Origin of the sequence: uncultured Massilia sp. (assembly GCF_913773735.1) — a bacterium.
In the GTDB taxonomy this organism is placed as follows: domain Bacteria; phylum Pseudomonadota; class Gammaproteobacteria; order Burkholderiales; family Burkholderiaceae_D; genus Telluria.
This window is the reverse complement of sequence record NZ_CAJYEB010000018.1, coordinates 88,009-111,056: the sequence shown is the minus strand read 5'-3', so window position 1 is coordinate 111,056 and position 23,048 is coordinate 88,009. Positions and strand designations below refer to the sequence as shown.

The window sequence follows — 23,048 nt, the reverse complement described above, 5'->3', positions numbered from 1 at the left end:
CCGCCGGCCGCCCGACGGGCATCCGGTAGAATCGCGGGATGGAACGACGAACCGACTACAAGATGGCCCTGCTGATCGATGCCACGATCCACGAGGCGATCGCCCGCGGCCGCCCGGCGGCGCGCGAGCTGGCCGCCATGGGCGTGCCGTTCGAGGTGGCGATCCGCGTGCTGACCCGGCCGGAAGAGCGGCGGCATCCGTTGCCGGCCGCCCAGTTCAGGCGCGGCACGTCCTGAGCCGGGCGTTCAGCGCAGCTTCACCGCCGCCTGCGTCACCTCGCCGCGCACCTCGATGGCCGCGTCGTCGAAGCCCGGCGGGCCGAAGCGGCCGCGGGCGTCGCGGCTGAAACCGTAGTTTTCCTTGGGAATGCCGACGATGTTGCGGTCGAGCTCGTCGTTGGCGTTCTCGTCCTGGTAGGCCAGCACGGCCCAGTTGCCGGCCGGCACGTCCGCGATCCGGACCACGTTGTCGCCCTCGCGCGCCGGGGCCGAGGCGCTGTAGGCGCACTGCTTGAGGAAGCGTTCGCGGTCGCATACGGCGACGTTCACCTTGCCCTTGCCGGCCATGACGCCGGTCACGTGCACCTCGACGGTCGCGGCGGCCGCGCCGGCCGCGGCGGCCAGCAGGGTCAAGGGCAGGAGGGCGCGCAGGAACGGCCTGGTAGAAGCTTGCATGAAGTGTCCTTTCTCATCGATCGTGGGGTTGCCCCAGCCGTGCGGCCGGGTGCGTGTGGTAGGCTGGAACCATCTCGATTGCTACCGGAACCGGCCGCCCATGTTGTCCAATGCGCTCATCGTCGTCGTCACCGTCGTGCTGATGGAAGTGTTTTCCATCGTCGCGCACAAGTACGTCATGCACGGCTTCGGCTGGGGCTGGCATCGCTCGCACCACGAGCCGCGCACCGGGTGGTTCGAGAAGAACGACCTGTACGCCGTCGTGTTCGCCGGCATCGCCATCCTGCTCATCTGGCTGGGCACCGAGGGCCGCCACCCGCTCGAATGGATCGGCGCCGGCATGACGGCCTACGGCCTGCTGTACTTCGTCGCCCACGACGGCCTGGTGCACCAGCGCTGGCCGTTCCGCTACGTGCCCAAAAGCGGCTACCTGAAGCGCCTGTACCAGGCGCACCGCATGCACCATGCCGTCCACGGCAAGGAGGGCACGGTGTCGTTCGGCTTCCTGTACGCGCCGCCCGTCGACAAGCTCAAGCGCCAGCTGCATGCGCTGCACGGGGGGGCGCCGCGCCGTCATCCGGGCGCCGGGGATGCCGGGGACGCTGCCACAGGCTAGCGCGCGGCGGCGGCGGCGTCGTCCGGATCCGCGAACCCAGCGCCTGCACGCCGCCTTTGGCCAGCAGACGCAACTTGGCGGCGCGCGTGGTGCCGGCGCGCTCGTCCCAGGCGCGCGCGCCGCGCCGCTTGACCTCGATGCCGATCTGGCGGTAGACGTTGCGCGCCGTGGCGATCGCCCACGCCGAGCGCAGCGGCAGGGCGGCGATGCCGTGCGCGGCGGATGCGTAGTAGGGCTCGGCATGGTCGACCAGGCGCGCGGCCACCCGCGCCAGCGCCTCGCGGTGGCGCGGCAGCGCGAGCTCGGCGCGCGGGATGCCGGCCTCGCGCAGCCACGCGGCCGGCACGTAGCAGCGGCCCACGCGCGCATCCTCGACGATGTCGCGCGCGATGTTCGTCAGCTGGAACGCGATGCCCAGGTCGCAGGCGCGGTCCAGCACGCGCGGATCGCGCGCGCCCATGATCGTCGCCATCATCAGGCCGACCACGCCGGCCACGTGGTAGCAGTAGCGCAGCGTGTCCTCGATGGTCTCGTAATGCGTTTCCTGCACGTCCATGCCGAAGCCGGCCAGGTGGTCGAAGGCGTGCTCGGGGGCGATCGCGTGGCGCGTCGCCACTTCCTGGAATGCCGCGAAGGCGGGATCCGTCATCGCTTCGCCCGCGTAGGCGCGCCGCGTCCATTCGTCGAGCAGGGCCAGCTGGCGCGCCGCGTCGTGCGTGGGCGACGGGGCTGCGTTGAACCCCAGTTCCTGGCCGTCGACGACGTCGTCGCAGTGGCGGCACCAGGCATACAGCATCAGCACGCTGCGCCGCGTGGCCGGGTCGAACAGGCGCGCCGCGGCGGCGAAGCTCTTGGAGCCCACCGCGATGGTCTGCGTCGCGTGGTCGAGCAGGGAGGCGTCGGCCGCGGCGCTCATGCCGCCACCCCTTCCAGCATCAGGCCCGCCGTCGCCTTGGCCGAGCCGATCACGCCCGGCACGCCGGCGCCCGGGTGCGTGCCGGCGCCGACCAGGTACAGGTTGTGCAGCTCGGCGTCGCGGTTGTGCGGGCGGAACCAGGCGCTCTGCGTGAGGATCGGCTCCAGCGAGAACGCCGAGCCGAGGTGCGCGTTCAGGGTGTCGCGGAAGTCGTGCGGCGTGAAGATGCGGCTGGTGACCAGCTGGCTGCGCAGGCCCGGCATGTAGCGCCGTTCCAGGTAGTCGAAGATGCGGTCGCGGTACAGCGGCCCCTCGACTTCCCAGTCGATCGGCGCATTGCCCAGGTGCGGCACGGGCGCCAGCACGTAGTGGCTGCCGCAGCCCGGCGGCGCCAGCGAGGGGTCGGTGACGCAGGGGGCGTGCAGGTACAGCGAGAAGTCGTCGGCCAGCGCGTCGCCCTGGAAGATGTCGGCGATCAGCTCGCGGTAGCGCGGCCCGAAGCACACGGTGTGGTGCTGCAGCTGGCGGTGGTGGTGGTCGAGGCCGAAGTACAGCACGAACAGCGAATTCGAGAAGCGCTTGCCGGCCAGGGCCTTGCCCTCGGCGGCGCCGCGCGGGTGCTGGCCGAGCAGCGCGGCGTAGGTGTGCACCACGTCGGCGTTCGACGCCACCGCGTCGGCCGCGAAGCGGCGCCCGTCTTCCAGGCGCACGCCGGTCACGCGGGTGCCGTTCGCCTCGATCTGCGCGACCGGCGCGTTCAGTTCGATCCGTCCGCCGATGTCCTCGAACAGCTTGACCATGCCGCGCACCAGGGCGCCGGTGCCGCCGCGCGGGAACCACACGCCCCACTTGCGCTCGAGCGCATGGATCAGCGTGTAGATCGACGAGGTCGCGAACGGGTTGCCGCCCACCAGCAGCGAGTGGAACGAGAAGGCCTGGCGCAGGTGCTCGTCCTGGATGAAGCGCGCCACCAGGCTGTACACGCTGCGCCAGGCCTGCAGGCGCGCCAGCTGCGGGCCGGCGGCGACCATGTCGCGGAAGGACAGGAAGGGCACGGCGCCGAGCTTGAGGTAGCCCTCCTCGAACACCGCCTTCGAATAATCGAGGAAGCGGCGGTAGCCGGCCACGTCGGCGGGATTGCGCGCATGGATCTGGCGGTCCAGCGCGTCCTGGTCGTTGGCGTAGTCGAAGTGGCTGCCGTCTTCCCAGCACAGGCGGTAGAACGGCGACACGGGCAGCATCTCGACGTAGTCACCCATGCGCTTGCCCGCCAGCGCGAACAGTTCCTCGATGGCGGAAGGGTCGGTGATGACGGTCGGGCCGGCGTCGAACACGAAGCCCTGGTCTTCGTAGACGTAGGCGCGGCCGCCCGGCTTGTCGCGTTTTTCGAGCAGGGTGGTCTGCACGCCGCCGGCCTGCAGCCGGATCGCCAGCGCCAGGCCGCCGAAGCCGGCGCCCACGACCACTGCCTGTTTTACCTGGTTCATTCGTGATTCCTGATCTGGTGGGGGTGGATCTTGCATGCGGCGGCCAGGGCCTGGCCCACCGGCACGGGTGGCTTGCCGGACAACAGGCGCGCCTTGTCGGCGAGGCCCAGGCGGCCGGCGTAGAAGTTCGCGATCAAGGGCGCGGGCAGGCGGTAGAAGCGCTGCATCACGCGCCAGCGCAGGTCGGGGCTGCCGGCCAGGAACAGCATGCGGTTGAGCAGCCGGAAGAAGCGCTGGCGCCGCCACTCGCCCCGCGCCACGGCGCGGATCGCGGCGAACAGCGCGGGCGCGTCCAGGTCCGGCAGCGCGCAGACGGCGTCGGCCAGGCGCACCGCGTGCGGCAGCGAGTAGCCGGTCGTCGCGTGGAACAGGCCGGCGCGCAGGCCGGCGCAGGGCTGGCCGGCGATGCCGTCCCAGTAGCGTTCGAAGTCGCCCGCCAGCACGATCGGCAGCGCGCCCCGTTCCTCGCGCAGCACGGACGCGATGCGCCAGCCGCGCGCATCCGCATAGGCGGCGATGTTGGCGCGCAGCGTGCCGGCATCGATGGCGGCGCGGTCGACGTAGTGCGTGTCCTCGACCAGGATGCGGTGCGTGTCGAACGGCAGCAGGTAGACGAAGCGGTAGCCGCCCTGCTGGGCGACCGCGGCGTCCATGATGACCGGGGCGTCCAGCCCGTGCGGCGCGGCCAGTTCCAGCTCCTGGCCCAGGAAGGTCTGCCAGCCGAGCGCCAGCGCGCTGCTGGCGCGCATGCCGCGCCCGTCGATCACGGCGCGCGCGGTCAGCCGCGAGCCGTCCTCCAGCGTCACCGCCGTCGGGCCGACGTCGCGCACGCGCGCCCCGGTCCGCAGCGCCGCGCCCAGGGCCGGTTCGACGACGCGCGCGAAATCCTGCGAGGCGATGCTGGCATAGCCGCCGTCGAGCGTGCGCCGCAGCTGCGGGAACGCGACGTCGTAGCGCGGCCAGCGGTGCGACACCAGCGGGGCGGTCCAGGCGCGCTCGGCGTCGCCGAGGTCGCTGTCGTGGAAGGACCAGGTATGGTTGCCGCCGACGTGTTCGTCCTGTTCCAGTAGCAGGACGCGCAGGCCGGGGCGGCGCTGGCGCAGGCGCCAGGCGATCAGCGCATTGGCCAGGCCGCCGCCGGCCAGGATCAGGTCGTGCGCGGGCGCGTTCATGCGGCGCCTGCGGGGATGGCGTGCGCGGGCGCGGCGGCGGGGCGCAGGCCGAGCGCCTGCTCGACGATGTCGGCCGCGCGCGCCGTGCCCCCGGCGCGCGCGACGGCGCCGGACAGGGCCTGCAGGCGCGGCGCGAAGCCGGGATCGTCGAGCAGGCGGCGCAGCAGGCGCGCGATGGTGCCGCTGCCGGCGAAGCGGTAGGAGGCGTGCAGGCCGACGCCCGCGTGCAGCATGCGCGCCGCCATGCCCGGATGGTCGAAGGCGATCGGCAGGGCGAGGATCGGCGTTTGCGCGGCGATGGCGTCCAGCACCGTGTTGACGCCGGCGTGCGAGACCACGGCGTCGGCCCGCTCCAGCACGGCGCGCTGGGGCGCGAACGCGCATACCCAGGTGGCGCCGGCGCGGCGCAGCGCCTGTTCCTGGCGCGCGTCCAGGCCGCCGCAGTGGGCCACCAGCAGCTGCGCGTCGAGGCGCCGGCAGGCGCGCGCGATGCGCTCGAACACGGCGTAGCGGCCGCCCTGCATGGTGCCGAGCGAGGCGAACACGAAGGGCCGGCCGGGCGCGATGTCGGGCATCGCGGCGGCGTAGGGATCGGCGCCCTCGGCGCTGCCGGCGGCCGCGAGCGGACGCAGCGGGCCGACGTGGTGGAAGTGGGCGGGCAGTTCGCGGCGCGGGAAGTCGAATTCGCGCACGGTCTGGCTGACCTGGGCCAGCGGCGACAGGCAGTCGTGCAGGCCCATGGCGGCGCGGCCGGGCGCGGCCAGGCCGAAGCGGCGCGCATGGGCGGCGACGACGCGGCCGTGCGGTCCCATCATCCAGTCGTACACGCGGGTGCTGCCGTCGACGATGCGGCGCGCGCGTTCGCTGTCTTCCCAGGCGAACGGCATCACGGGCAGCGGGATGCCCGGTTCGCGGTTGACCGGTAGCGCGTTGGCCACCGACACGAATGGCAAGCCCATGCCGGCCGCCACCAGGCCGCCGGCCGCCTCCATCTGGTCGGCCAGGATGGCGTCGATGCCGAGCGCCTCGATGGCGGGCGGCAGCGCGCGGCACAGCATGTCGGTGCCGTCGGCCATGTCGGCGATCACGCGGCGCAGGCGCAGCGGGCCGCCGGGATTGGCGGCGCGGCGCGCGACGGCGTCCAGCGAGCCGGGCGGATGGGTGGCGGCGCCGACGGCATGAAAGCCGAGGCGCGCATCGTCGAGGTAGGCGGCGGCATCCGGCCGGTGCAGGAAGGTGACGCGGTGCCCGCGCGCGGCCAGCGCGCCGGCCAGCGCCTGCATGGCCTTGTAGTGGCTGTAGAAGGCGGGGGCCACGACACCGAAGTGCGCCATTGCCGGGTCTCCTGTCGCCGTGCGCCGCGTGGCCGCGTCAGGCGCGCGCGTGGACGCCGGCGGCGTCGGCACGGGGACGCGCGCCCAGCTCCAGCGCGGGCGCCGGCGCCAGCGCCTTGCCGAACAGCGCGCGCACGAAGCGCCGCGTGCCCTGGCGCGCGCCGACGGCGTCCTGCAGGTGGCGCTCGGCCTCCAGCAGGTGCGCCAGCAGGCGCCGGCGCGCCTCGTCGGCGCCCAGGGTGTTGACGAAGGTGGCCTTGCCGACGTCCTTGCCGGTGTCCTTGCCGGTGACGGCGCTGTCGTTGCCGGGGCCGTCCTGGAAGTCGTCGCGGATCTGGAACGCCTGGCCGGCGGCCAGCGCGAAGGCGCGCAGCGACTGCGCGGTGGCCTCGCCGGCCTGGGCCACGGTGGCCGCCATGTCGACGGCCGCGCCGAGCAGCACGCCGGTCTTGAGCTCGTTGGTGACGGCGATGTCGCCGGCCGAACGCGCACCGCCGTGCAGGTCGAGGAACTGGCCGCGCACCAGGCCCTGGGCGCCGACCGTCTCGCCCAGCGTGCAGACGAGGCGCGAACGCACGTCGGCCGGGATGCCGTGCGCCGAGCCGAGGATGCAGAAGGCGCGGCTGAGCAGGGCCACCGCGGCCAGGATCGCGACGTCCTCGCCGTACTCGACGTGGATGGCGGGCCGGCCGCGGCGCAGGCGGGCATCGTCCATGCACGGCATGTCGTCCAGGATCAGGGAGGCGGCGTGGACCATCTCGACGGCGCAGGCGACGTCGACCAGGCCCGGCGCGTCGCAGCCGAGGTCGCGCGCCACCAGCATTAGCAGCAGCGGCCGCATGCGCTTGCCGGCGCCGAGGGTGCCGGCGCGCATGGCCAGGCTGGGCAGGTCGGCGCGGCCGCCATCCAGCAGCTGGGCGAGGCGCACCTCGATGTCCTGGCGCAGCGTGTCCAGGTCGTCGTCGTGGGCGTCTTCGTGACCGAGGACGCGCCCGTCGAACCGCCAAGTCTGATCAATCATGCGCCATTCCTCCCCAGGACGGTAATGAATTTGATGAAATCGAAGCTCATGATAACCGGAACCAAAGTTAAACAATGATCAAGCACATTCAACCGTGCGGCCCTGGTTGGCGGGTCATTTATTCATGGAAATATTTGTCGCGCCGGATGACGAAAATGGGCGGAACCGGCTTGCAGTCTGGCGTTGCGCCGGGGGATGAGGGAACGAATGGATCAAATCCGCGTGCGAAAGCGGGAGGGGATCAAGGCGGGTAGTGCAGGAGGGGGATGCGTGGTCGGCGGGTCAAAGGCGGGTCAATGGCCCGGCGGAGAGCGGGGCGGCGGCATGCGCGCGGCGAGGGTAGGCACGGGGTGCCCACCCTGCGTATCGTGGGCGCAGGGTGGGCATTCGAGGCCGGGGCCTCGAATGCAACGCGCCCACCGTGCTGCGCCGACTGCTCAGAACTTGTAGTTGTAGGCCAGTCCCAGCAGCTGCATATGCGTCTTCCAGGTCCCGCGGGTCGTCTCGCCGTTGCCGGTGCAGCTCGTCGCCGTCGGGTTGCAGTTGTTGGTGTAGTTGCCGTTGGCGTCCTTGAAGTCCAGGTAGCTGTAGGCCAGGTCCAGCGAGGAGTTCGGGGTCAGCTTCCAGTTGGCGCCGAAGGACAGCTGCATGCGGTCGGCGTCCGGCAGCGCGGCGTGGCGCAGGGTGTCGCTGCGCACCGGGGCGTCGTCGTGGGCGATGCCGCCGCGCAGGGTCACGTTCTCGTTGAGCTTGTAGTTCGCGCCCAGGGACACGCGCACCGTGTTCTTCCACTGCTGGCGGATGGTCTCGTCGCCCTCGGTGGTGCCGATGAACTGGATGTCGATGTTTTCCATGCGCGAGGTGCGCGACCAGGTCACGTCGGCCATGCCGGCCCACTTCGCGTCGAACTGGTGGAAGGCGTTGATCGACAGGGTCTCCGGCGTGCGCAGCTCGACGCGGGCGGCCGAGTTGCTGCGGTGCGCGGCGGCCTGCAGCACCTGGTTCACCACCGGGTCGGTGGTGACGGTCGAGAAGTCCCACACGGCGCCGCCCTTGAGCTCGTGCTTGATCGACGAGCGGTAGGCGATGCCGAAGCGCGTGCTCTCGTTCGGCGAGTACAGGTAGCCCAGGTTGAAGCCGTAGCCCCAGTCCTTGCCCTCGACGCCGGCATGCGCGTCGCCGGCGCGCGCCAGCAGGGCCGGGTTGCCGCCCAGCGCGGCGATCTGGCGCGCCAGCATGGCGCCGGTGCCGGTGGCCTGGGCGGCGGCGATGGTGCCCGGCACGTCCACGCCCTGGCCCAGGCGCGCCTTCATGAATTCGGCGTCGACGCCGAAGCCGAACGCGTGGTGCTCGTCGACCTTGAACGACACCGACGGGTTGATGGTCACGGCTTCCAGCTTGATGTTGGTGAGGGCGTAGCGGCCCGACCAGTCCCAGTCGTAGTCCAGCTTGGTGCCGTAGGGCACGAACACGCCGACGCCGGCGCTCCAGCGCTCGTCGATCTTCTGGCTGTAGTACAGCGACGGCGCGGCGACGGCGCTGGGCGCGTAGTCGTCCTGCGAGGCCTTGCCGCCGGTCGGGGTGCGGGTGAAGCGGGTCGAGCCGCTGTCCTGGTAGGTCGAGTGCGGCACCAGGGCGGTGATGCCGCCCATGAACTGGCGGCCCTCGAGGCGCGACAGGCCGGCCGGGTTGGCGAAGATGGTCGAGGCGTCGGCCGCTTCGGCGCCGTTCGATTCGGCGCTGCCCTGCGCCGACACGCTCTGCGAGCCGAAACGGTAGCCGGAGGCGGCCGCGTCCAGCGATGCCGCGCCCAGCGCGAGGGCGACGATCAGGGAAAGGTACTTCGGATGCATTGTCTCACTCCTGTTGTATTGACGTGTGTCGTGAGCCCCCCGGTCTGCATGGCCGAGGCGGCGGGGTCGAAGCATAGCATTTTTCCGCACGACCGTTTTATTACGGAATGTATCCGCGCTGGATGCCCATTGACGGTTTGCCAAGCCTTGCATAGCATCGGTGTTCCGATACCGATACCGCTAACAGGAGACTTTTCCATGCACCGATCCCCTTCGCCGCTGTCCGCGCTTCCCGCGCTCGCCCTGCTGTTCGCCGCCCATGCGGGCGCCGCCGACGGCCCGGTGGTCGCCATCGATTCCGGCCAGGTGGCGGGCCGCGTCGCGGGCGGCGTGGCGAGCTGGAAGGGGATGCCGTTCGCGGCGCCGCCGGTCGGCGCGCTGCGCTGGCGCGCGCCGCAGCCGGCCGCGCCCTGGGACGGGGTGCGCGACGCCTCCGCCTACGGCGCCGACTGCATGCAGCTGCCGTTCCCCAGCGACGCCGCGCCGCTGGGCACGGCGCCCGCCGAGGACTGCCTGTTCGTGAACGTCTGGAAGCCGGCCAGGGCCAGGGCGGGCGGCAAGCTGCCCGTGATCGTCTGGATCTACGGCGGCGGCTTCGTCAACGGCGGTTCCTCGCCGCCGACCTATTCCGGCGCGGCGCTGGCGAAGCAGGGCGCGGTCGTGGTCAGCTTCAACTACCGGCTGGGACGCTTCGGCTTCTTCGCCCATCCGCAGCTGACCCGGGAGGCCGGCCAGGAGCCGCTCGGCAACTACGGCTTCATGGACCAGGTCGCGGGCCTGAAATGGGTGCAGCGCAACGCCGGCGCGTTCGGCGGCGACGCGGCCAACGTCACCATCATCGGCGAGTCGGCCGGCGGCATGTCGGTCAACACGCTGCTCACGTCGCCGCAGGCGCAGGGCCTGTTCGCCAAGGCGGCGATCCTGTCCGGCGGCGACGGCGCGACCAAGGATCCGGGCCTGGCCGCGGCCGAGCAGACCGGCACGGCCTTCGCCGCGGCCAAGGGCATCGCGGCCGACGACCCGCAGGCGCTCGAGAAGCTGCGCGCGCTGCCGGCCGACGCCGTCGTCGACGGCCTGAACCTGGCCAGCCGCAACGTGATGGGCGCGCCGACCTATATCGGCGCCTTCGTCGACGGCCAGGTCGCCGTCGATTCCGCCGCCGCCTTCCGCGCGGGCCGGTTCGCGAAAGTGCCGGTGCTGATCGGCGCCACCAGCGCCGACATCGGCGGCAAGACCGGCTTCATGGTGGCCGGCGCGCGCAGCCTGGCGGCGACGCTGGCGCGCCAGGGCGTGCCGGTGTACGCCTACCGCTTCTCCTACGTGGCCGAGTCGGTCGGCGAACCGGGCGCGCGCCACGCCACCGACATCCCGTTCTTCTTCGCCACCGCCGACGTCAAGTACGCCGACAAGGCCACGCGCCGCGACATCCGCATGGGCAAGACGATGAGCGCCTACCTGGTGAACTTCGCCAGGCAGGGCGACCCGAACGGCCGCCGCCTGCCGTCGTGGCCGCGCTACGACGCCGCCAGGGATGCGATCATGGACTTCGGCGCCGACGGCAAGGCGCTGGCGCAGAAGGATCCGTGGGGCGCCGAGATCGACGCGGCGCAGGCGCTGCGCGCGACGCAGCAGGCGGCAGCCGGTAAGTGACCCTCGCCGCTACATGACGGTTCGTAGGTGCGTAGGGTGGGCAGCTCCACCGCGCCATCTGCAACCACGCTGCGCCAGCGCTGCCCACGCGTGACGCCTGCATCGCGTTGGCCCGGCCGCGTGTCATGCAGGCGTTACGCGTGGGCAGCATTACAGCAGCGTGGTCGCAGTCCGTGGGTGGAGCTGCCCACCCTACGATAGTGCGCCTCGACGGACCCGGTCAGTAGACGTCGCGCCGGTAACGCCCTTCGGCCGCCAGCCCATCCAGCACATCCGCGCCCAGGATCGCCGCGAGCGCCTCGTGCACCCCGCCCGCCATGCCCTGCAGGCTGCCGCACACGTAGACGGCGGCGCCGCGCGCGATCCAGTCGGCCACCAGCGCGGCCCGCTCGCGCAGCACGTCCTGCACGTAGGGCCGTTCCGGCCGGTCGCGCGAGAACGCCAGGTCCAGGCGCGCGAGCCAGCCCGAGCCGGCCCAGCCCTGCAATTCCTCGCGCAGCAGGAAGTCGTGCGCCGCGTTGCGTTCGCCGAACAGCAGCCAGTTGTCGTGCATGCCCGCGTTGATGCGCGCCTTGACCAGCGCGCGCAGGCCGGCCAGGCCGCTGCCGTTGCCGATCGCGATCAGGGGCCGGCGCGCATTGGCGCCGAGGCGGAAGCGCTCGTGCGCGCGGATGCGCAGGCGGACGACGTCGGCGCCGCCGGCGCCCTCGCACAGCCAGCCCGAGGCCACGCCCGGGGTACCGTCCGCGCGCCGCTGCAGGCGCACCAGCAATTCCAGCCGGCCCTCGGAAGGCAGCGAGGCGATCGAGTATTCGCGCGGATGGTCGGGGTCGGCCGGCGCGCCGACCTGCGCCAGGTCGCCCGCTTCCCAGCCCGGCAGCGCGCCGTCGGCCGGCAGCAGCGCCAGCCGGAACAACGGGGCGCCGGCGCTGCCCGGGTTGAGCAGGGTGCGTTCGCCGATGCGCCAGTCGCGGTAGGCCGGCGCTTCCCAGTCGGGGGCGTCGGCGGTGCCGGCCAGGCGGCCCACGTGGTGCTGCCAGTCGGCCAGCGCGTGCGCGTCGCCGCGGTCGACGTCGATGCGTTCGAACAGGCGCGTCGCGCCCTGGGCCGCGAGCCAGGCGTCGAGGGCGCGGCCGAAGCCGCAGTAGTTGGCGTAGCTGGTGTCGCCCAGCGCCAGCACCGCGTAGTGCAGGTGGCGCAAGTCGGCGTTTGCCGCCATCAGGCGGCCGGCGAACGGCGCCGCGGTGTCGGGGGCGTCGCCTTCGCCGTAGGTGCTGGCGATGAACAGCACCCGCGTCGCGCCGGCCAGCGCGGCCGCGTCCAGCGTCGAGATGCAGGCGGCGCGCGCCGCCAGGCCGCCGGTGGCGAGCAGCTCGGCGCTGCGCCGGGCCAGGAATTCGGCGTTGCCGGTCTGGCTGGCATACACCACCAGCCAGTCGGCCGGCGCGGCCGACGCGCGGCGCCGGGCGCGCTCGGCACGCCAGATGCCGGCGCACATGGCCAGCCAGCCGCCGCTCAGGGCCAGGGCGCCGCCCCAGCGCAGGGGTTCGATCGTGACACTCATGCCGCTATCATTCCAGTAATGCCGTCCAGGCGCCGGACACGGTCTCGCGCAGGCCGCCGGCCTCGCGCACCAGGTAGCGCGCGGCCAGGCCGCGCGCGTCGGCGAAGGCGATGCCGGCCTGCGGCCCCAGCACGGCGAGGGTGGTGGACAGCGCGTCGGCGGCCATGCAGGTGGGCGCCAGCACCGTCACCGAGGCGACGCCGTTGTCGACCGGCCAGCCGCTGCGCGGATCGAGCGTGTGCGCGACGCGCCGGCCCTGGGGCTGGTGAAAGTACTGGCGGTAGTCGCCCGAGGTGGCGATCGCCAGGCCATGCAGCGCGACCACCGCCTGCGCCACCGTGCTGCCGTCGGCATCGGGCACGCCCTCGACCTCGACCCACCAGGGCTGGCCGTCGTTGCGGGCGCCCGCGCCGCGCAGTTCGCCGCCGGCCTCCACCAGGTAGTGGCGCAGGCCGTGCCGTTCCAGGCACAGGGCGAGGCGGTCGACGGCAAAGCCCTTGGCCACCGACGACAGGTCGAGCAGCGCGCCGCCGGGCTGGAACAGGCGGCGCCCCGCGCGGTCCAGTTCGACGCTGGCGGCGCCGCGGCGCGCCACGATGGCGGCGACCGCGTCGGCCGCGGGCGCGTAGAAGCCCGCCGCGTCGTAGCGCCGGACGGGACCGAAGCCCCACAGGTTGACCAGGGCGCCAGCGGCCGGATCGTAGGCGCCGCCGCTGGCATCGCGCACCTGCAGCGCGTAGTCGATCACGGCGAAGAATTCGGGCGGCAGATCGTGCCAGCTGCCGGCCGGCGCCGCGTTGAAGCGCGCCAGCAGCGAATCCGGCTTCCAGTGGCTCATCTGGGCCACGACCAGGTCGAGTTCGGCCTGCAGCAGCGCGCGCAGGCCGCCCTCCAGTCCCGCCGGGGCGTGCGGGGGGACCAGGAAGCGGGCCGACCAGGCGGTGCCCATCGCCGTGCCGGCGAGCGCGCACGCGCGGCTGCCCGGGCCGGGCAGGGCGGGGTCGATGTCGAGGGGGACCAGGACGGCGCGCTCTGCCAACGCTTACTCCGGCAGGATCTCGAAGGTCGCCGAATAGCTGTAGCGCCTGGCCGGCTGTTCCACGCCCGGGCCGCGCGGGGCATTGGCCGGGTAGGCGGCGCTGAGCCAGTACATGTTCGGCGCCGGCAGCGTGAAGCTGGCTTCGCCGTTGGCGTCGGTGGCGAGGCGTACCTCGTTCAGCGTGCCGCGGTACTTGACGCCGCCCGGGATGAGCGAGAACGGGAAGTTGGCCAGCGGCTTGCCGTCCAGCTGGAAGCGGAACGTCGCCCGCTCGCCGGCGCGCAGCTCGGTCGGGTTGGTCAGCGCGACCATCTCCAGGCCGGCATTGGTCGGCTTGAGGGCGCCGTCGCTCGACTTGTTGCGGGTGACGAACGTGTCCTGGCGCTGGACCATCGTGGTCGTCTTGACGTCGGTGGCGCCGGCCGGCGGGCCGTCGCCGCCGCGGAAGCGCTTGGTTTCGCCGTTCAGCTTGTACGACCCCATGACGTTGGTCGCGCCCAGCGTGATGCGGTAGGTGCCGTCGACGGGCAGCAGGATGTCGACCGAGGCCCGGTGCTTGCCGGTGACGGCGGCCGGGGCCGGCGCGGTATTGCCGTCCGGGCCCGTGACCGTCAGGCCGTCCATCCTGAGCGGCACGAAGTCGTTCTCGAACAGGCCTTCCGAGATGGCGCCGTCGATCGTGACCCAGGCTTCGCGGTCGGTCTCGATGATGCTGGTGTTCGGGATCATCCACGGGCGGTGGGCCTGGGCGGCGCAGGCGGCGCCTGCCAGGGCCACGGCGATGGCCAGCCGCTGGATCGTCTTGTGATTGCGCATGCCTGTCTCCTTATTGGATCGCGATCGCGACCTTGCCCAGTTCTTCCTTGCCGGCGGCTTCGCCGCTGGCCTTGCCCTTGCCGTTCCAGGCGAACGGCACGCGCACCAGCTCGCGGCCGCCGCCTTCGCGCGCGGCTTCGACGACCAGCTTGTAGTCGCCGGCCGGCAGCTTGTCCAGGCCCGTGATGGCCGGCCCGAAGTTCAGCGTGTGGGTGCCGGCGGCGCGGGTGGCGCCGCTGACGCCGTCGATCGGCAGCTTGGCGTCGCGGCCGGCCTTGCGCCACCAGGTGCGCAGGTCCTTGACCCACTTTTCGCCGGCATGGTTGTTCTTCTTGACGTCGTACAGCACGGAAAGGGTGGAAGCCACAGTCTGGTCCGGACGCTCGATCCAGATCGCGACGTAGGGCTTGTGGTACTCGGCCACGTTCAGTTGCGGCAGCTCGAACTTGACGGACAGGTCGGCGGCGACCGCCCAGCCGGATGCGAGCGGCAGGGTCAGGGCGAGCGAGTGGGACAGTTTCATAAGGCCTTTCGGGACAATGGGTTGGCGAATGACGGATATTCAGTGGACGAATAGCAGGGCGATCACGGCCGGCAGCACGATCCCCAGGCCGATCACCGGCCAGGTCGAGGGACGGTTGGCGGCGTGGTATTTCATGATCAGGAAGCCGGTGAGGCAAAAGACCAGGCAGGCGATCGCGAAGAGGTCGATGAACCAGCTCCACACGGTCCCGGCGTTGCGGCCCTTGTGCATGTCGTTCAGCCACGAGATCCAGCCGCGGTCGGTCCTTTCGTATTCGGCCTGGCCGTCGGCGCCGATGCGCAGCCAGGCGTCGCCGCCCGGGCGCGGCAGGGGCACGTAGGCGTCGTCCTCGCTCCATTCGGCGCGCACGCCGCGCACCTGCACGGGAAACGTGCGCTCCGCCCAGTCGGCCAGCGGCGCCGGCAGCGGCACCCTGGCGTCGGCGTGGCCGGCGGCATAGCCGGCCAGCTGCGCCGCCAGGTCCGCCGGCAGCTGCGCCTTCAGGCGCACGACCTCGGGCCTGGCCTCGATCTGGGACGCGTGGTTCAACGTGAATCCGGTAAAGCTGAACAGCAGCATGGCCATCAGGCAGATGGCCGAACTGATCCAGTGCCACTGGTGCAGCTGGCGCAGGAACAGGGCGCGGCGCGCGCCGGGCAGGGCGGGCGCGGCCTGGGCGCCGGACGGCGCGGCAGAAGGGGAGGATCCGGTCGGGTGCATCATTAAATGATAACGATTATCATTTACGGGGTCAACTCGACATTGTCCGAGTGGCTGTTACAAGGTGTAAATTTATGTAAAGAAAGGGATGCACGCCAAATAAAATATCGCTTGCCGGGTCTGCCGGTTTTTGATCCTTGCGTTACAATACCGTGCGCAAATTGGCAGTCCGCTGCATTGATGTGCCTCGAATGTCTCGAAGAGTCCTTCCCCCACAACTTGATGTGAAGTAAGTGCGATCCGCTAACCGGTCAGGCCGTGTCGCGGAAGGTTAGATTAACCCGCCCCAACCTCGCGAAACGCGAAGAAAGGTGAGCAAGAATGATGCAACAATATAACGCCAACTCCTACTTGTTCGGCGGTAACGCGCCGTACGTGGAAGAGTTGTACGAAGCGTACCTGAACAATCCGGGCTCCGTGCCGGACAACTGGCGCGCTTACTTCGACGCCATGCAGCACATGCCGGCCGTCGACGGTACCGAAAAGCCGGACGTCGTCCACTCCTCCGTGATCGCCTCCTTCGCCGAGCGCGCCAAGCAGGGCCCGATGCGCACCGTGATCGCCTCGCCGGACGCCGAACTCGGCCGCAAGCGCGTCGCCGTCACCCAGCTGATCGCCGCCTACCGCTTCCTCGGTTCGCGCTGGGCCAACCTGGACCCGCTGCAGCGCCAGGAACGTCCGCCGATCCCGGAGCTGGACCCGTCTTTCTACGGTTTCTCGGAAGCCGACCTTGACACCAAGTTCAACATCAGCAACACCTACTTCGGCCAGGAGACCGCATCGCTGCGCGACCTGCTGAACATGCTGCGCGACACCTACTGCCGCTCGATCGGCGCCGAGTTCATGTACGTGGGCGACCCGGCCGAGAAGCGCTGGCTGCAGGAGAAGCTGGAGTCGATCCGCTCGACCCCGACCTTCACCGCGGAAAAGAAAAAGCACATCCTGGAGCGCCTGACCGCGGCCGAAGGCCTCGAGCGCTACCTCCACACCAAGTACGTCGGCGCCAAGCGCTTCTCGCTGGAGGGCGGCGAGTCCTTCATCGCCTCGATGGATGAAGTCATCCAGCGCGCGGGCGAGCAGGGCGTCCAGGAAATCGTCATCGGCATGGCCCACCGCGGCCGCCTGAACGTCCTGGTCAACACGCTGGGCAAGGCCCCGTCCGACCTGTTCGAGGAATTCGAAGGCAAGCACGCCGACGACCTGCCGTCGGGCGACGTGAAATACCACCAGGGCTTCTCGAGCGACATCTCGACCCCGGGCGGCCCGGTCCACCTGTCGCTGGCGTTCAACCCGTCGCACCTGGAAATCGTCAACCCGGTCGTCGAGGGTTCGGTCAAGGCGCGCATGGAACGCCGCGGCGACCGCCAGGGCAAGGAAGTCCTGCCGATCCTGGTGCACGGCGACGCCGCGTTCGCCGGCCAGGGCGTGGTCATGGAAACCCTGAACCTGGCCCAGACCCGCGGCTACGGCACCGGCGGCACCGTCCACCTGGTCATCAACAACCAGATCGGCTTCACCACCTCCGACCCGCGCGACGCCCGTTCCACGCTGTACTGCACCGACGTCGTCAAGATGATCGAAGCCCCGGTCCTGCACGTGAACGCGGACGATCCGGAAGCCGTCGTGCTGGCCACGCAGATCGCGATGGACTACCGCACCGAGTTCCACAAGGACGTCGTCGTCGACATCATCTGCTACCGCAAGCTGGGCCACAACGAGCAGGACACCCCGGCCCTGACCCAGCCGCTGATGTACAAGAAGATCGCCAAGCACCCGGGCACCCGCAGGATGTACGCGGACAAGCTGGCCGCCCAGGGCACCATCGCCGCCGACGGCGGCGACCAGCTGGTCGCGGCCTACCGCGCCGCCATGGACGAAGGCAAGACCACCACCGATCCGGTCCTGACCGACTTCAAGAACAAGTACGCCGTCGACTGGGCGCCGTTCCTGAACAAGAAGTGGACCGACGCCGCCGATACCGCCGTGCCGCTGACCGAGCTGAAACGCCTGGCCCAGCGCATCACCACGGTGCCGGAAAACTTCAAGCTGCACTCGCTGGTCGAGAAGGTCCTGGCCGACCGCGCCACCATGGGCCGCGGCGAGATGAACCTCGACTGGGGCATGGGCGAGCACCTGGCCTACGCCTCGCTGGTCGCTTCCGGCTACGCCATCCGCCTGTCGGGCCAGGATGCCGGCCGCGGCACCTTCGTGCACCGCCACGCCGTGCTGCACGACCAGAACCGCGAGCGCTGGGACCAGGGCATCTACCTGCCGCTGGCCAACGTCCAGGACAACCAGGCGCAGTTCACCGTGATCGACTCCGTGCTGTCGGAAGAAGCGGTGCTGGGCTTCGAATACGGCTACTCGACCGCCGAACCGAACACGCTGACTATCTGGGAAGGCCAGTTCGGCGACTTCGCCAACGGCGCGCAGGTCGTCATCGACCAGTTCATCGCCTCGGGCGAAGTGAAGTGGGGCCGTGCCTCGGGCCTGGTCATGATGCTGCCGCACGGCTACGAAGGCCAGGGTCCGGAACACTCGTCGGCCCGCATCGAGCGCTTCCTGCAACTGTCGGCCGACCACAACATGCAGGTCGTGCAGCCGACCACCGCCGCGCAGATCTTCCACCTGCTGCGCCGCCAGATGGTGCGCCAGTTCCGCAAGCCGCTGATCATCTTCACGCCGAAGTCGCTGCTGCGCAACAAGGATGCGGGCTCGCCGCTGACCGACCTGGCGTCGGGCGGCTTCCAGACCGTGATCCCGGAACTGGACGACAAGATCGACGCCAACAAGGTCAAGCGCGTGATCGTCTGCTCGGGCAAGGTCTACTACGACCTGGTCAACACCCGCAAGACGCGCAACGTGAGCGACGTCGCGATCATCCGCATCGAGCAGCTGTATCCGTTCCCGCACAAGGCCTTCGGCGCCGAACTGAAGAAGTTCCCGAACGCCACCGAAGTCGTGTGGGCGCAGGACGAGCCGCAGAACCAGGGTCCGTGGTTCCAGATCCAGCACAACATCTTCGAAAGCATGGAAGCGGGCCAGCGCCTGGCGTACGCCGGCCGTCCGGCTTCGGCAGCCCCGGCCGTCGGCTACAGCGACAAGCACGTGGCGCAGCAGAAGGAACTGCTGGACACCGCGTTCGCCAAGCTGAAGGGTTTCGTCCTCACGAAGTAAGCAGCGCTGGAAGCGCCCCGCGCCGCCCGGCGCGGGGCTTTCGCACAGAATAAGTCGTTCACCATATTGGAGTTTTTTAAATGGCACAAATCGAAGTCAAGGTCCCCCAGTTGTCGGAATCGGTCGCGGAAGCGACCCTGCTGTCGTGGCATAAAAAGGTCGGCGAGTCCGTCTCGCGCGACGAGAACCTGATCGACATCGAGACCGACAAGGTGGTCCTGGAACTGCCGGCGCCGAGCGCCGGCGTGATCGTGCAAATCATCAAGGGCGACGGCGGCACCGTGGTGTCGGGCGAAGTCATCGCCATCATCGATACCGAAGCCTCGGCCCAGACCAGCCCGATCGCCATCACCGCCGCTCCGGTCGACAACGCCCCGGCCGCCGCCCCGGCACCGCAGGCCGGCGCCACCGGCGGCAGCAAGTCCGACGTCGCCATGCCGGCCGCCGCCAAGATCCTGGCCGACAACAACATGAGCACCGCGGATGCCACCGGCACCGGCCGCGACGGCCGCGTGACCAAGGGCGACGCCCTGGCCGCCGTCGCCAGCAGGGGCGCAGCGCCTGCGCCGGCCGCCCCGGCCCCGCTGGCGCCGCAAGCCGCCAAGCCGGCCCTGCAGCAAGTCGCCGCACCGGCCCCGAACCTGGGCGACCGTCCGGAAGAGCGCGTGCCGATGAGCCGCCTGCGCGCCCGCATCGCCGAGCGCCTGCTGCAGTCGCAGTCGACCAACGCGATCCTGACCACGTTCAACGAAGTCAACATGGCCCCGGTCATGGAACTGCGTAACAAGTACAAGGACAAGTTCGAGAAGGAACACGGCGTCAAGCTGGGCTTCATGTCCTTCTTCGTCAAGGCCGCCGTCGCCGCGCTGAAGAAGTACCCGATCCTGAACGCCTCGGTCGACGGCAACGACATCATCTACCACGGCTACTTCGACATCGGCATCGCCGTCGGCTCGCCGCGCGGCCTGGTCGTGCCGATCCTGCGCAACGCCGACCAGATGACCATCGCCGAGATCGAGAAGAAGATCGGCGAATTCGGCCAGAAAGCCAAGGACGGCAAGCTGACGCTGGAAGACCTGACCGGCGGTACCTTCTCGATCTCGAACGGCGGCGTGTTCGGCTCGATGCTGTCGACCCCGATCATCAACCCGCCGCAGTCGGCGATCCTGGGCGTGCACGCGACCAAGGACCGCGCCGTCGTCGAGAACGGCCAGATCGTCATCCGCCCGATGAACTACCTGGCGATGTCCTACGACCACCGCATCATCGACGGCCGCGAAGCCGTGCTGGGCCTGGTGGCCATGAAGGATGCGCTGGAAGATCCGGCACGCCTGCTGCTCGACCTGTAATCCACCGCCCGCGGGGCGCGGGCCGGTGCGTTTGTTGTTCGACTGATGGGAGGAGTACCATGATCTCCGATGAAATCAAGCGTTTGCACGAACTGCACCAAGCCGGCGCCCTCAGCGACGCCGAATTCGAACGGGCCAAGGCGAAGGTCCTGGCGTCGGCGAACGCGGTGAACCTGAACAAGGCCACCGCGTCCGACGGCAGCTTCGCGTCCGAGCTCAACAACCTGCGCCGCTCGCGCACCGACCGCTGGCTTGGCGGCGTGTGCGGCGGGCTGGCGCCGGTGTCGGGCGTGGATGCCTGGGTGTGGCGGCTGGTGTTCACGCTGTTCACGCTGACGTTCGGCTTCGGGCTGGTGATTTACCTGTTGTTGTGGATCTTCGTACCAGAAGAATGATTGAATACCCGCGCGGGGCAGGCACGCCGTGCCCGCCCCGCGGCGATCGGGAACACAAGGAATCGATTGATGAGCACTGAAAAACAATTCGACGTCGTCGTGATCGGCGGCGGTCCCGGCGGCTACGTGGCCGCCATCCGCGCGGCCCAGCTGGGCTTCAAGACCGCCTGCATCGACGAGGCCGTCAACGCCAAGGGCGGCCCGGCCCTGGGCGGCACCTGCACCAACGTCGGCTGCATCCCGTCGAAGGCGCTGCTGCAGTCGTCGGAGCACTTCGAGCACGCCGGCCATGCGTTCAAGGAACACGGCATCAACGTGTCGGGCCTGGAGCTGGACCTGGCGCAGATGCTCAAGCGCAAGGATGGCGTCGTCAAGGCCAACAACGACGGCGTCGTCTACCTGTTCAAGAAGAACAAGGTCACCTTCTTCCACGGCCGCGGCACGTTCGCGGGCAAGGAAGGCGAGGGCTTCACCATCAGCGTGACCGGCCCGACCACCGACACCATCAGCGCGAAGAACGTGATCGTCGCCACCGGCTCCAATCCGCGCGAACTGCCGGGCGCGCCGTTCGACGAGAAGATCGTGCTGTCGAACACCGGCGCGCTGGCCATCGACGCCGTCCCGGCCTCGCTGGGCGTGATCGGCGCCGGCGTGATCGGCCTGGAAATGGGTTCGGTGTGGCGCCGCCTGGGCGCCAAGGTCACCGTGCTGGAAGGCCTGCCGGCGTTCCTGGGCGCGGTCGACCAGCAGATCGCCAAGGAAGCGCAGAAGGCCTTCGCCAAGCAGGGCCTGGCGATCAACCTGGGCGTGAAGATCGGCGCGATCACCAAGGGCGAGAACAACGTCACCGTCGAATACGCCGACAGCACCGGCGCCGCGCAGACCGCGACCTTCGACCGCCTGATCGTCTCGATCGGCCGCGTGCCGAACACCAACGGCCTGGGCTTCGACAAGGTCGGCCTGGAGCTGGACGAGCGCGGCTTCATCGCCGTCGACGACGAATGCCGCACCAAGGTCCCGGGCATCTGGGCGGTGGGCGACGTCGTGCGCGGCCCGATGCTGGCGCACAAGGCGGAGGAAGAGGGCGTCGCGGTCGCCGAGCGCATCGCCGGCCAGCACGGCCACGTCAACTTCAACACGATCCCGTGGGTCATCTACACCTCGCCGGAAATCGCCTGGGTCGGCCGCACCGAAGAGCAGCTCAAGAAGGACGGCGTCGCCTACAAGGCCGGCACCTTCCCGTTCATGGCCAACGGCCGCGCGCGCGCTGGGCGACACGACCGGCATGGTCAAGGTGATCGCCGACGCGTCGACCGACGAGATCCTGGGCGTGCACATCGTCGGCCCGGTCGCTTCGGAACTGATCTCGGAAGCCGTCGTCGCGATGGAGTTCAAGGCCTCCGCCGAGGACATCGCGCGCATCTGCCACGCGCACCCGACGCTGTCGGAAGCGACCAAGGAAGCCGCGCTCGCGGTCGACAAGCGTTCGCTGAACTTCTAAGCAGTCATTGCAGGACCGGTAGGGTGGACGGCTCGGCCGTCCACGCGTTGATACGTGACGGCTCCGATGTCGTGCCCGTTCCCTCGGCCGCCAACAATCACCGCGTGGACGGCATGGCCGTCCACCCTACTTTCATGAATGTCCAAGAGTACTACCAGCACGCGCTGACCGAGCGCGGTTTCAAGCCCGACCCCGCGCAGCAGCGCGCCGTCGACCGCCTGCAGGCGGCCTACGACGACTGGGTCGAGTACAAGTCGCAGCGCTCGTCCACGCTCCGCCGCCTGTTCAACCGCCCCGAGGTGCCGCGCGGCGTCTACATGTGGGGTGGCGTCGGGCGCGGCAAGTCCTTCCTCATGGACAGCTTCTATTCGGTGGTGCCGGTGGTGCGCAAGACGCGCCTGCACTTCCACGAATTCATGCGCGACGTGCACCGCCAGCTCGACGAGCTCAAGGGCGTGGCGGACCCGCTGATCGAGGTCGCCAGGCGCATCGCCAAAAAATACCGCCTGATCTGCTTCGACGAATTCCACGTCAGCGACGTGGCCGACGCGATGATCATGTACAACCTGCTGTCCGCGCTGTTCGAGAACGGCGTCTCGTTCGTGATGACGTCGAACTACGACCCGGACAAGCTCTATCCCGACGGCCTGCACCGCGACCGCATGCTGCCGACCATCGCGCTGCTGAAGGACAAGCTGGACGTGATGAACGTCGACGCCGGCGTCGACTACCGCCACCGCGCGCTGGAACAGGTGCAGGCCTACTACACGCCGCTGAACGCCGCGGCCGACAAGGCGCTGCGCGACGCCTACGCCAAGGTCGCCGACACCGCCGACCAGGATCCGCGCGTACACATCGAGCGGCGCGAGATCCGGGCGCTGCGGCGCGCGGGCGGCGTGATCTGGTTCGACTTCGCCACCCTGTGCGGCGGGCCGCGCTCGCAGAACGACTACCTCGAGATCGCCAGCCAGTTCCACACGGTGATCCTGTCCGCCGTGCCGCGCATGTCGGCGTCGATGTCGTCGGAGGCGCGCCGCTTCACGTGGCTGGTCGACGTGTTCTACGACCACAAGGTCAAGCTGATCATGTCGGCCGAGGTCGAACCGGAGCAGCTGTACACCGAGGGTGCGATGGCGAACGAGTTCCACCGTACCGTCTCGCGTATCATCGAGATGCAATCGCGCGAATACATGCTGGCCGAGCGCCGCGGCGCCGCCGCGTCGCTGGCATGAGGTTGCACA

General features: G+C 70.0%; 19 protein-coding genes and 1 pseudogene. 8 read left to right on the top strand and 12 right to left on the bottom strand.

The features are described 5' to 3' along the window. The first annotated feature begins 38 nt into the window (after positions 1-38). Positions 39-236, top strand: coding sequence for a hypothetical protein (locus tag QZ749_RS07555; RefSeq protein ID WP_296945211.1), 198 nt, complete (start codon positions 39-41; stop codon positions 234-236). Between the two features lie 9 nt (positions 237-245). On the opposite strand, the gene QZ749_RS07550 is transcribed toward QZ749_RS07555, so the two are convergent. Further along, entirely contained in the window at positions 246-674 is a 429-nt protein-coding gene (locus QZ749_RS07550) for a DUF2141 domain-containing protein (RefSeq protein WP_296945209.1), read from the bottom strand. Between the two features lie 100 nt (positions 675-774). On the opposite strand from QZ749_RS07550, the gene QZ749_RS07545 reads away from it, so the two are divergent. Continuing rightward, on the top strand, positions 775-1,290 hold the full coding sequence (locus QZ749_RS07545; RefSeq protein ID WP_296945207.1) for a sterol desaturase family protein: 516 nt from the start codon (positions 775-777) through the stop codon (positions 1,288-1,290). Here the strand turns inward: QZ749_RS07545 and crtB are convergent. The 6 genes from crtB to QZ749_RS07515 all read right to left on the bottom strand — a co-directional run bounded on the left by crtB (position 1,205) and on the right by QZ749_RS07515 (position 9,073). Continuing rightward, positions 1,205-2,206, bottom strand: a complete 1,002-nt coding sequence (crtB, locus tag QZ749_RS07540) for a 15-cis-phytoene synthase CrtB (protein ID WP_296945206.1) — start codon at positions 2,204-2,206, stop codon at positions 1,205-1,207. The genes QZ749_RS07545 and crtB overlap by 86 nt on opposite strands. After that, the gene (locus QZ749_RS07535; protein ID WP_296945204.1) at positions 2,203-3,693 is read right to left on the bottom strand and encodes a phytoene desaturase; all 1,491 of its coding nucleotides are present in this window, start codon (positions 3,691-3,693) and stop codon (positions 2,203-2,205) included. The genes crtB and QZ749_RS07535 overlap by 4 nt, the downstream gene beginning before the upstream one ends. Further along, a complete protein-coding gene (gene crtY, locus QZ749_RS07530; protein WP_296945203.1) occupies positions 3,690-4,865 on the bottom strand; it encodes a lycopene beta-cyclase CrtY in 1,176 nt (391 codons plus the stop codon). The genes QZ749_RS07535 and crtY overlap by 4 nt, the downstream gene beginning before the upstream one ends. Next, a complete protein-coding gene (locus tag QZ749_RS07525) occupies positions 4,862-6,199 on the bottom strand; it encodes a glycosyltransferase (RefSeq protein WP_296945201.1) in 1,338 nt (445 codons plus the stop codon). The genes crtY and QZ749_RS07525 overlap by 4 nt, the downstream gene beginning before the upstream one ends. 37 nt (positions 6,200-6,236) lie before the next feature. Further along, positions 6,237-7,220 carry a polyprenyl synthetase family protein gene (locus tag QZ749_RS07520; RefSeq protein WP_296945200.1) on the bottom strand — a complete coding sequence of 328 codons (984 nt, stop codon included), beginning with the start codon at positions 7,218-7,220 and terminating at the stop codon, positions 6,237-6,239. A 437-nt stretch (positions 7,221-7,657) separates the two neighbouring features. Beyond that, a complete protein-coding gene (locus QZ749_RS07515; protein WP_296945199.1) occupies positions 7,658-9,073 on the bottom strand; it encodes an OmpP1/FadL family transporter in 1,416 nt (471 codons plus the stop codon). 198 nt (positions 9,074-9,271) lie between these two features. Between QZ749_RS07515 and QZ749_RS07510 the strand changes: the two genes are divergently transcribed. Then, positions 9,272-10,723, top strand: a complete 1,452-nt coding sequence (locus QZ749_RS07510; RefSeq protein ID WP_296945198.1) for a carboxylesterase/lipase family protein — start codon at positions 9,272-9,274, stop codon at positions 10,721-10,723. 220 nt (positions 10,724-10,943) lie between these two features. Here QZ749_RS07510 and QZ749_RS07505 read toward each other — a convergent pair whose 3' ends face one another. The 5 genes from QZ749_RS07505 to QZ749_RS07485 are packed head-to-tail and all read right to left on the bottom strand — an operon-like array spanning position 10,944 to position 15,385. Continuing rightward, positions 10,944-12,287 (bottom strand): sulfite reductase subunit alpha, encoded by a 1,344-nt coding sequence (locus QZ749_RS07505; protein WP_296945196.1) that lies wholly within the window; start codon positions 12,285-12,287, stop codon positions 10,944-10,946. A gap of 7 nt (positions 12,288-12,294) precedes the next feature. Next, positions 12,295-13,326: an FAD:protein FMN transferase gene (locus tag QZ749_RS07500; protein WP_296945195.1), complete on the bottom strand. Its 1,032-nt coding sequence runs from the start codon at positions 13,324-13,326 to the stop codon at positions 12,295-12,297. Between the two features lie 3 nt (positions 13,327-13,329). Beyond that, a complete protein-coding gene (locus tag QZ749_RS07495) occupies positions 13,330-14,142 on the bottom strand; it encodes a DUF4198 domain-containing protein (RefSeq protein WP_296945194.1) in 813 nt (270 codons plus the stop codon). Positions 14,143-14,152: 10 nt separating this feature from the next. Next, entirely contained in the window at positions 14,153-14,665 is a 513-nt protein-coding gene (locus tag QZ749_RS07490) for a DUF2271 domain-containing protein (protein ID WP_296945192.1), read from the bottom strand. A gap of 39 nt (positions 14,666-14,704) precedes the next feature. Continuing rightward, entirely contained in the window at positions 14,705-15,385 is a 681-nt protein-coding gene (locus QZ749_RS07485; RefSeq protein WP_296945282.1) for a PepSY-associated TM helix domain-containing protein, read from the bottom strand. Positions 15,386-15,706: 321 nt separating this feature from the next. Here QZ749_RS07485 and QZ749_RS07480 point away from each other — a divergent pair, with 321 nt between their 5' ends. The 5 genes and pseudogenes from QZ749_RS07480 to zapE all read left to right on the top strand — a co-directional run bounded on the left by QZ749_RS07480 (position 15,707) and on the right by zapE (position 23,039). After that, positions 15,707-18,562, top strand: a complete 2,856-nt coding sequence (locus QZ749_RS07480; RefSeq protein WP_296945190.1) for a 2-oxoglutarate dehydrogenase E1 component — start codon at positions 15,707-15,709, stop codon at positions 18,560-18,562. An 80-nt stretch (positions 18,563-18,642) separates the two neighbouring features. Next, a complete protein-coding gene (gene odhB / locus QZ749_RS07475) occupies positions 18,643-19,911 on the top strand; it encodes a 2-oxoglutarate dehydrogenase complex dihydrolipoyllysine-residue succinyltransferase (protein WP_296945188.1) in 1,269 nt (422 codons plus the stop codon). Between the two features lie 59 nt (positions 19,912-19,970). After that, the gene (locus QZ749_RS07470) at positions 19,971-20,306 is read left to right on the top strand and encodes a PspC domain-containing protein (protein ID WP_296945186.1); all 336 of its coding nucleotides are present in this window, start codon (positions 19,971-19,973) and stop codon (positions 20,304-20,306) included. Positions 20,307-20,375: 69 nt separating this feature from the next. Further along, positions 20,376-21,714 (top strand): annotated as a pseudogene (lpdA, locus tag QZ749_RS07465) (dihydrolipoyl dehydrogenase); the annotation flags it as partial. A gap of 227 nt (positions 21,715-21,941) precedes the next feature. Continuing rightward, positions 21,942-23,039, top strand: coding sequence for a cell division protein ZapE (gene zapE / locus QZ749_RS07460; protein ID WP_296945184.1), 1,098 nt, complete (start codon positions 21,942-21,944; stop codon positions 23,037-23,039). Positions 23,040-23,048 lie beyond the last annotated feature (9 nt).

Bases quoted from the DNA above. Each gene is read 5' to 3' on its own strand.
- QZ749_RS07555 (WP_296945211.1), top strand. From the start codon at position 39: ATGGAACGACGAACCGACTACAAGATGGCCCTGCTGATCGATGCCACG.
- QZ749_RS07515 (WP_296945199.1), bottom strand. From the start codon at position 9,073: ATGCATCCGAAGTACCTTTCCCTGATCGTCGCCCTCGCGCTGGGCGCG.
- QZ749_RS07535 (WP_296945204.1), bottom strand. From the start codon at position 3,693: ATGAACCAGGTAAAACAGGCAGTGGTCGTGGGCGCCGGCTTCGGCGGC.
- zapE (WP_296945184.1), top strand. From the start codon at position 21,942: ATGAATGTCCAAGAGTACTACCAGCACGCGCTGACCGAGCGCGGTTTC.
- QZ749_RS07520 (WP_296945200.1), bottom strand. From the start codon at position 7,220: ATGATTGATCAGACTTGGCGGTTCGACGGGCGCGTCCTCGGTCACGAA.
- QZ749_RS07480 (WP_296945190.1), top strand. From the start codon at position 15,707: ATGATGCAACAATATAACGCCAACTCCTACTTGTTCGGCGGTAACGCG.
- QZ749_RS07545 (WP_296945207.1), top strand. From the start codon at position 775: ATGTTGTCCAATGCGCTCATCGTCGTCGTCACCGTCGTGCTGATGGAA.
- QZ749_RS07495 (WP_296945194.1), bottom strand. From the start codon at position 14,142: ATGCGCAATCACAAGACGATCCAGCGGCTGGCCATCGCCGTGGCCCTG.
- QZ749_RS07505 (WP_296945196.1), bottom strand. From the start codon at position 12,287: ATGAGTGTCACGATCGAACCCCTGCGCTGGGGCGGCGCCCTGGCCCTG.
- QZ749_RS07470 (WP_296945186.1), top strand. From the start codon at position 19,971: ATGATCTCCGATGAAATCAAGCGTTTGCACGAACTGCACCAAGCCGGC.
- QZ749_RS07510 (WP_296945198.1), top strand. From the start codon at position 9,272: ATGCACCGATCCCCTTCGCCGCTGTCCGCGCTTCCCGCGCTCGCCCTG.
- QZ749_RS07525 (WP_296945201.1), bottom strand. From the start codon at position 6,199: ATGGCGCACTTCGGTGTCGTGGCCCCCGCCTTCTACAGCCACTACAAG.
- odhB (WP_296945188.1), top strand. From the start codon at position 18,643: ATGGCACAAATCGAAGTCAAGGTCCCCCAGTTGTCGGAATCGGTCGCG.
- QZ749_RS07485 (WP_296945282.1), bottom strand. From the start codon at position 15,385: ATGCACCCGACCGGATCCTCCCCTTCTGCCGCGCCGTCCGGCGCCCAG.
- crtB (WP_296945206.1), bottom strand. From the start codon at position 2,206: ATGAGCGCCGCGGCCGACGCCTCCCTGCTCGACCACGCGACGCAGACC.
- QZ749_RS07550 (WP_296945209.1), bottom strand. From the start codon at position 674: ATGCAAGCTTCTACCAGGCCGTTCCTGCGCGCCCTCCTGCCCTTGACC.
- crtY (WP_296945203.1), bottom strand. From the start codon at position 4,865: ATGAACGCGCCCGCGCACGACCTGATCCTGGCCGGCGGCGGCCTGGCC.
- QZ749_RS07490 (WP_296945192.1), bottom strand. From the start codon at position 14,665: ATGAAACTGTCCCACTCGCTCGCCCTGACCCTGCCGCTCGCATCCGGC.